The sequence below is a fragment of the Chloroflexaceae bacterium genome (genome assembly GCA_025057155.1).
In the GTDB taxonomy this organism is placed as follows: Bacteria; Chloroflexota; Chloroflexia; order Chloroflexales; family Chloroflexaceae; genus JACAEO01.
In genome coordinates, this window is record JANWYD010000039.1 from 1 (window position 1) to 6,363 (window position 6,363).

At 64.6% G+C, this 6,363-nt stretch carries 8 protein-coding genes and 3 tRNA genes; 7 read left to right on the forward strand and 4 right to left on the reverse strand.

Annotation, left to right across the window (positions count from 1 at the left end; translation table 11 throughout):
- Positions 1-158: 158 nt before the first annotated feature.
- A complete protein-coding gene (locus NZU74_20065; protein ID MCS6883629.1) occupies positions 159-425 on the reverse strand; it encodes a hypothetical protein in 267 nt (88 codons plus the stop codon).
- Positions 426-728: 303 nt separating this feature from the next.
- Here NZU74_20065 and NZU74_20070 point away from each other — a divergent pair, with 303 nt between their 5' ends.
- Positions 729-1,304, forward strand: coding sequence for a DUF1997 domain-containing protein (locus NZU74_20070; protein ID MCS6883630.1), 576 nt, complete (start codon positions 729-731; stop codon positions 1,302-1,304).
- 211 nt (positions 1,305-1,515) lie between these two features.
- Here NZU74_20070 and NZU74_20075 read toward each other — a convergent pair whose 3' ends face one another.
- Complete coding sequence (locus NZU74_20075) at positions 1,516-1,893, reverse strand: FHA domain-containing protein (GenBank protein ID MCS6883631.1); 378 nt, start codon at positions 1,891-1,893, stop codon at positions 1,516-1,518.
- A gap of 209 nt (positions 1,894-2,102) precedes the next feature.
- On the opposite strand from NZU74_20075, the gene NZU74_20080 reads away from it, so the two are divergent.
- Positions 2,103-3,359, forward strand: a complete 1,257-nt coding sequence (locus tag NZU74_20080; protein MCS6883632.1) for a DUF190 domain-containing protein — start codon at positions 2,103-2,105, stop codon at positions 3,357-3,359.
- A gap of 40 nt (positions 3,360-3,399) precedes the next feature.
- Positions 3,400-4,440 (forward strand): NAD-dependent epimerase/dehydratase family protein, encoded by a 1,041-nt coding sequence (locus tag NZU74_20085; GenBank protein ID MCS6883633.1) that lies wholly within the window; start codon positions 3,400-3,402, stop codon positions 4,438-4,440.
- Positions 4,441-4,518: 78 nt separating this feature from the next.
- On the opposite strand, the gene NZU74_20090 is transcribed toward NZU74_20085, so the two are convergent.
- Both NZU74_20090 and NZU74_20095 read right to left on the reverse strand, forming a co-directional pair.
- Entirely contained in the window at positions 4,519-5,016 is a 498-nt protein-coding gene (locus NZU74_20090) for an adenylyltransferase/cytidyltransferase family protein (protein ID MCS6883634.1), read from the reverse strand.
- Positions 5,017-5,180: 164 nt separating this feature from the next.
- Complete coding sequence (locus NZU74_20095; GenBank protein ID MCS6883635.1) at positions 5,181-5,561, reverse strand: hypothetical protein; 381 nt, start codon at positions 5,559-5,561, stop codon at positions 5,181-5,183.
- Positions 5,562-5,850: 289 nt separating this feature from the next.
- Here NZU74_20095 and NZU74_20100 point away from each other — a divergent pair.
- From NZU74_20100 to NZU74_20115, 4 genes are all read left to right on the forward strand, one after another.
- A tRNA-Thr gene (locus NZU74_20100) sits at positions 5,851-5,926 on the forward strand.
- 8 nt (positions 5,927-5,934) lie between these two features.
- A tRNA-Tyr gene (locus NZU74_20105) sits at positions 5,935-6,020 on the forward strand.
- 93 nt (positions 6,021-6,113) lie between these two features.
- A tRNA-Thr gene (locus tag NZU74_20110) sits at positions 6,114-6,189 on the forward strand.
- Between the two features lie 96 nt (positions 6,190-6,285).
- A partial coding sequence (locus NZU74_20115; protein ID MCS6883636.1) for a hypothetical protein occupies positions 6,286-6,363 on the forward strand: 78 nt, incomplete at its 3' end.

The window sequence follows — 6,363 nt, forward strand, 5'->3', positions numbered from 1 at the left end:
GCCCCCCTCACCCCCCCGCCCCCCCGGGGCGGGGTTTTGGGGGCGGGGGGGTCCCCCCGGTGTGTGTTTGAACCCGGGGGGGGGGGGGCGCCCCCCCCCCCCCCCACCCCTGTTCCGCCCCGTAGGGCCGAAGCACTGGCACAGCCAATGCTTCGGCCCTACGGGCGGCGAAATTCCTTCAGCAGCGCATCCACGTCAACCCCGGCCTGGCGGGCCAGGCGCGCCTGTTCCAGCAAGCGCGCCTCAGCTTCGGCGCGACGGGCCTCGGCCTCGGCCACGCGGCGCCGATCCTCCTCAACCGTCAGGAGCCGATCCTCTTTCGCCTGTTCATTGGCCCATCGGAAGGCCTGCTCCCAGAAGAGCCCGGCCTCGCGAAAGAAGAGGGAGAAAATCCCATTCGTATTGCCAACTGGCCGGTCACTCATGGTTCGCTCCTTCAACAACGTCTTCGCGCGGGTGACGGACTCCGTACACGTCCCGACAACAGGTCGTTTGAGTTGCTCTGCGTACCGGACAATCAGGCACAACCAGAGCGGCCCGGCGCCGGACCCTGCCTCACACTGTGGCTATTGTATTTCTAGAATGGAGAAAAGTCAACGCATCTATTGTTTATGTTGCAAAACACCGCCGTGGGTGCTATACTCGAAGTGGTCACGGAGTGACATATATGCAAGAGTTCCCTCCGGCGACGGCATTCCTCCGCCGCCCGGGCTAGCGAGGAGTCTCGCATGCAGCTACCGCGCTCCGCCAACCCACCGGTTGCCAGCCACGAGCGATACATCGATCTGGGCGGGGAGGTCAGTCACATTTTCCATTTCGACGCGCCGCTCGACCTGGCCTACGAATACTTCCTCGATGTGCCGGCCGTCTTTCGTCTCTTGCCCGACGCCCTCGGCTGCAGCGGCTACGGCCCCGAACGGTACCGGCTGATCGTTGGCGCCACCGACGGTCATGGCCATAGTATGGCGGCGATCTTCGACTTGCAATTGCAACTCGATCCGGGCCGCGTTATCCGCATCGTTCCCGCTCACGACGGCCCAAGCCACAACCTGTCGGGGCTGGTCTTTCCCGGCGCGCTCACTGCTGAGGCGGTGTTCTTCCCCAAACCCAACGGCACGATGGTGGAATATACTGTCGGCATTGAGTTGAGCATCCCCATTCCGAACGTGCTGCGGCTGATGCCGATGAACTTCCTTCAGGCGCTTGGCGAGCGCTCGATGGAGTTCAAGATGACGCACATGATCAACGGCTTTACCCGCAACATCACTCGCGACTTCTACGTCTGGGCCGCCGGAGAGGGATAGGGCACCATCGGTTGGCCGGCTGATGCGGCTGCCTCGCACGCAAAATGGGAGGGTCGGGGAGCGTCATACCTTCCCCGACCCTCGCTGCTATTGCCACTTCACATCCTGGCGCGCCTTATAGCGCTTCTCCGGGAGCCTGACCCGCGACGATGGCGGCGCGAGCGCGGCGAGCCGCCCGGTTCAGGGGATCAAGCATTCCGGTGTCAGCGCTCTAATCGCGCCACCAGTCCTCGCGGCCCTCTGGCTCGCGCTGCGTGCGGTCGTCCCCTTCGCCAACAGCGCGCTCCAGTTCGCCAATGACCGCCCTGAAAGTCGTGCCTCCGAGCGTGACCAGGCTGCCATGTTCCACCCGCTGCTGCCCGGTAACCGGCTGACCATTGACGAAGATCGCCGCCCGCGGGTCCAGCGAGACAACGAACCAGCGCTCCAGCGCCATGCGGAACTCTGCGTGGCGAGGGAGGATCAGCCGATCCTGAAGCACCACGCCGCACTGCGGATCTGTCCCGACAATCGTGCTCCGCGCCGAGAAGAGGAGGGACTGACCTGCCCGCGAGCCGGAAATCCCGATCAGCGAGAGTGCCTTTGCCATATGCATGCCTGTACTACAGTGCTGGTATTGCGTCTGTTGTAGCACTCTTTACCCTGGCATGTCAAGTCCGGATGCGGATGTGTCGGCAGGGCCAATGCAACCGGGCGAGCCCCGACGCCCGGGTCGGCGCCGTAACCGCCCTGCAGACGTGGCGATGTCCGGGTCGGCGCGGCCTTCGCCGTGCTATAATCGCCCTCAGGAAGGAGTTGATGGCCGTGGGCGACAGCGTGCAGCGCGTGCGCATCTATCTGCGCCGCGACGATCAGTGGAAAGGCGAGGCGCGCTATCTGGCCTTGCTAGAGGAACTGCGTCGTCTGGGCGCTACCGGCGCGACCGCCCTCCAGGGGCTTGCGGGCTTCGGGCCGGGCCAGCGGTTCCGCCCCGCCGTTCCCGAGCGCTCCGATCGCTACCAGTCGGTGGTGGTGGAGTGGGTCGAACGCGCCGAGCGCGTCGCCCGGATGTTGCCGCAACTGGAGGAATTGATCGGCGAGGCCCTGGTCACTCTGGAGGAGGTCGCCGTTTATCGTGGCAGGCTGCGCGCCGGCAGCCCCTTCGGCCCCGACCGCGCGGTTGGCGATGTAATGCGCCAGCCCCCTCCCCCGGTCAGCGCCGACACGCCCCTGCGTCAGGCCGTAGCAACCATGCAGGCCGCCAGTATCGTGACGCTCCCAGTGCAGGACGAAGCCGGGCGCCTGCTCGGGGTCATCGCCGCAGCCGACCTGCGCTCCCGCGCCGGGATGCGCCTGCCCCTCGCGCTACTCGACGCGCTTACCCCCGAAGAGCGTGAACAGGCCCTTGCCCCCCTCGACGGCCGCGTCGCCCGCCAGGTCATGCGCCTGGATCCCTGCGGGGTCAATGTTCGGACGGCCATTCCGCAAGCCATCGTCAGCATGGTGGAATGGGGCCACGAGCACCTGCCGGTCATTGACCACGCCGGTACGCTCGTCGGCCTTATCGGCCAGACCGAGATCCTCTGCGCCGCCGTAGAGCACGCCTCCAGCCCATCCGCCGCTGCGCGCGATGCCGAGCCGCCCGCCAGCGTTGCCAGCATGCTCCAGCCCGCCCCCACCGTTTTGGCCAGCACGGGGCTGGACCAGGCCCTCGCTCGCCTGCTGGTCGCGCCGGAGCAACCCCTCCTCGTCGTAGACGATGGCCGCCTCGTCGGCGCTCTCGACCTCGCCAGCGTGCTGCGGGGTCTCTACGGCGCCGAACGCGCCGCCGTCCTGACCGCGCTGCACCGGCCCGGCGCTTCAGTGAGCGTCTCGCCCCTCGCCGGGCGCCCCTGTGCCGACCTGTGCGCCCCGCCTCCACCTGAGATAGCCCCCCACACCGGCCTGATCGAGGCCGCTCGCCGCCTCCTTGAAGCCCACGTGGACCGCCTCGCCGTCGTAGACGGGGAGCGGCGATTGTTGGGTATAATTGGGCGCGGCGGCGTGATGCGCGCCCTGCGGCAACAAAGCGAGTAGAATTGGCCAATCCGCGGGATTTGCCTGTCGCGACTATCTCATGAGCAAAACATTTCTGATCACCGGCGGCGCGGGGTTCCTGGGCATCAACCTCACGCGCTATCTCCTGGAACGAGGTCATCGTGTTCGTTCACTCGATATCGCCCCTTTTGATTACCCCGAACGCGCCCGCGTGGACGTGCATACCGGCGACATCCGCGACCCTGCGGCGGTTGACCGGGCTATGCAGGGGGTGGACCAGGTTGTGCACACCGCGGCGGCCCTGCCGCTCTACAAACCGGCCGACATCTTCTCCACCGACATTGACGGCACCCGCAACGTGTTGCAGTCGGCCCTGGAGCAGGGGGTCGAACGCTTCATTCATATCTCTACCACCGCCGTCTATGGCATTCCTGACCACCATCCCCTGCTTGAAACCGATAAACTGGACGGCGTAGGCCCCTATGGCGAGGCCAAGGTCAAGGCCGAGGAACTGTGCCTCAGCTACCGCGCGCGGGGCATGTGCGTGCCGATCATCCGCCCCAAGTCGTTCATCGGCCCCGAACGTCTGGGCATCTTTGCCATGCTCTACGACTGGGCCAAGGACGGCAAAAACTTTCCCCTGCCCGGCAATGGCCGGAACCGCTACCAGTTGCTCGACGTCGAAGATCTCTGCGAGGCCATTTACCTCTGCGCCACCCTTGATCGGGAGCGGGTCAACGACACCTTCAACATCGGGGCCAAAGAGTTTGCGACGATTAAAGAGGACTTCCAGGCCGTCCTCGACGCGGCGGGGTTTGGCAAAAAGATCATCACCTTTCCCGCCGCGCCGATGACCGCGGCGCTAGTGCTGCTAGAGCGGCTTAAACTGTCGCCGATCTACAAATGGGCCTACGGCACGATCACCGAAGACTCCTTCGTCTCAGTGGAGAAGGCCGAGCGAGTGCTGGGGTTCAAGCCGAAGTATTCGAACAAAGAGGCCCTGGTGCGAAACTACCGCTGGTATATCGAACACCTCCACGAGTTCGAGCATGCCACCGGGGTCTCCCATCGCGTGCCCTGGAACCAGGGAGTGTTGAAGCTGGCGAAGATGTTTTTCTAACCCCGGTGTGCAGCGATGAGCCGGGAGAGCGGCGCTCTCCCGGCTCCTCCTCTGCCCCGGCCTTGTTCAGACGGTCATTTACCGCCCGTAGCGCTCTACGATGCGCCGGATGATCGCGCTGGTTGACTGGCCTTCCGCGTAGGGCAGCAGGACTACCTGCCCGCCCTGGGCGGCGACGATGCGCGCTTCGGGCAGGCGCGCCAGGTCAGGCGCCTGCTCGAGGGTCGCGTAGTCCCCGCCCTTGACGTAGACATCGGGGCGCAGTGCGCTGACAACGGCCTCGGCCGTAGGCTGGTCAAACAGTGTCACGTGATCCACGGCGCGGAGCGCGCCAAGCACCGCGGCGCGATCAGCCTGCGGCGTGACGGGACGCAACGGTCCCTTGATCGCTCGCGTCGAAGCGTCGGAGTTAAGCGCCACCACCAGCACATCGCCGAGCGCGCGCGCCTGTTCCAGATACCTGACGTGCCCGGCGTGCAGCACGTCGAAGACGCCATTGGTCAGCACCAGGCGCAAGCCGCTGGCGCGCCAGGTCTCCCTCAGGGCCACCAGCTCATCTAGCGACAGCAGCGCCATACACCGCGTGTGCACCCTTCCGTGGACGGGCATCATCGCCGGGTCGCATCAGGACGCCGTATACATCACACCTTCGTACCGAACCGGACGGCTTCACCATATTGCTCTGCGCACTTTGAGACACATCTGAACTACGCGGTCAGGCGGTCAACTTGTCAGGCGCATTACTTCCGATACGGCGACGCCAGCACACCAAGCACTGCCGCGGTGAGGGCCACGACAAGGGTGCAGCCGTAGAGGATGGGCAACAACTCGGGAACGAAGATTTTTCCCGCCGAAACGATGGCGGAAGTGATCAGAAAGGCCGTGGTCAGAGGAAAGGTCTGGATATTGGCAATCCAGAGACCCCGGCGCCACTGCCCGCGGCGCACGCGCTCCAGCGAGCAGCGCGCGATCGCCGAGCCCGCGGCGGACATCAGCGTCCACAAAAACGTAGCGACAAAGATGTTCCAGGCCTGCTCCGGAAACGTCCAGCGAAACGCAGCGCCGCCGATGACGCCAAGGATGGCGCTGACAGCCAGTGAAACGACAAAAGTGAGAGACATGCTTCCGAGGCTCCAGCGAAAATCGCGCTCAGGCTCGACGTGGGATAATCGTCTCATCATAGCAGGATTTGCCCGCGCACCGCAAGAGCAGAACGACCAGGGTCGCATCGCGGTTCAGTGGCGAGGAGCTTGAGTTCAGGCTTACTGCGGAGCGTGAGCGAAGAGGCCGGTTGCGCCTCGCTCCGGGGCGCGCATCGCTCCACGTTCCTACAAGGACTTGATTTGCGCGAAGCGCCCGTCCATGCTACAATAAGCAGGCTGAACGGCAATGCGCTTTCGCACGCCCTTTGCCGGCGTAGCTCAATTGGCAGAGCAACGGTTTTGTAAACCGTCGGTTCAGGGTTCAAGTCCCTGCGTCGGCTCCAGATGACACGGGTCGGTACCGAAGTGGCCAAACGGGGCGGTCTGTAAAATCGCTGGCTTACGCCTTCGCAGGTTCGAATCCTGCCCGGCCCACCAGAACGAAGCGAGCATAAAGCGGAGGGACTGCTTCCGTCAAGCTGGTGAGGAATGCAATCAGGTCCCAGGGGCTTTGTGATCGCTTCGCCGAGCGCCTACGTAGCTCAGCCGGTAGAGCACGTCTTTGGTAAAGACGAGGTCACGGGTTCGAGTCCCGTCGTAGGCTCCAGACGTGGCGTGGCCAGGAGCGTGCCGCGCTAGCATGCTCGTGCCGGATTTTGCGGCACGAGCGGTGCATTTTTTCGAGAGCTTAAGGAGCACAGGAGTGGCCAAGCAGAAATTTGAGCGGACCAAGCCGCACGTGAACGTCGGGACGATCGGGCACGTGGACCACGGGAAGACG